We start from the raw sequence: 755 nt of genomic DNA on the forward strand, positions 1-755 counted from the left end.
AAGACGCGGGTGCGGATGGGGCCGGAGTTCACTGAGCTGAAGGGTTTGGTGAAGCGCGAGGGTCTGCACACGGTGTGTGAAGAGGCGGGTTGTCCCAACATTTACGAGTGCTGGGAGGACCGTGAGGCGACGTTCTTGATCGGTGGTGATCAGTGCACGCGGCGGTGTGATTTCTGCCAGATCGACACGGGGAAGCCCGCTGCGCTGGATCGGACGGAGCCGCGGAAGGTCGCCGAGAGCGTGCAGGCGATGGGCCTGCGGTATTCGACGATCACCGGTGTGGCCCGGGACGATCTGGCCGATGGCGGTGCGTGGCTGTACGCGGAGACGGTGCGGCAGATTCACGCGTTGAACCCGGGCACGGGTGTGGAGTTGCTGATCCCGGACTTCAACGCCGAGCCTGACCAGCTGGCCGAGGTGTTCGGGTCGCGGCCGGAGGTGCTGGCGCACAATGTGGAGACGGTGCCGCGGATTTTCAAGCGGATCCGGCCCGGGTTCCGGTACGCGCGTTCGCTGGAGGTGATCACGCAGGCGCGTGCGGCGGGGTTGGTGACGAAGTCGAACCTGATCCTCGGGATGGGGGAGACCCCGGACGAGGTCGGCGTCGCGTTGCAGGACCTGTTCGACGCGGGCTGCGAGATCATCACGATCACCCAGTACCTGCGTCCCTCGCCGCGGCATCACCCGGTCGACCGGTGGGTCAAGCCGGAAGAGTTCGTGGAGCACGCGAAAACCGCCGAGGCGATCGGGTTCCC

At 66.2% G+C, this 755-nt stretch carries 1 protein-coding gene; it reads left to right on the forward strand.

The window, feature by feature from the left end; all coding sequences use genetic code 11:
- On the forward strand, positions 1–755 hold a 755-nt coding region (locus H4281_RS45045; protein ID WP_182896960.1), incomplete at both ends, for a lipoyl synthase.

It is taken from the genome of Amycolatopsis dendrobii (assembly GCF_014145675.1).
GTDB lineage: Bacteria > Actinomycetota > Actinomycetes > Mycobacteriales > Pseudonocardiaceae > Amycolatopsis > Amycolatopsis dendrobii.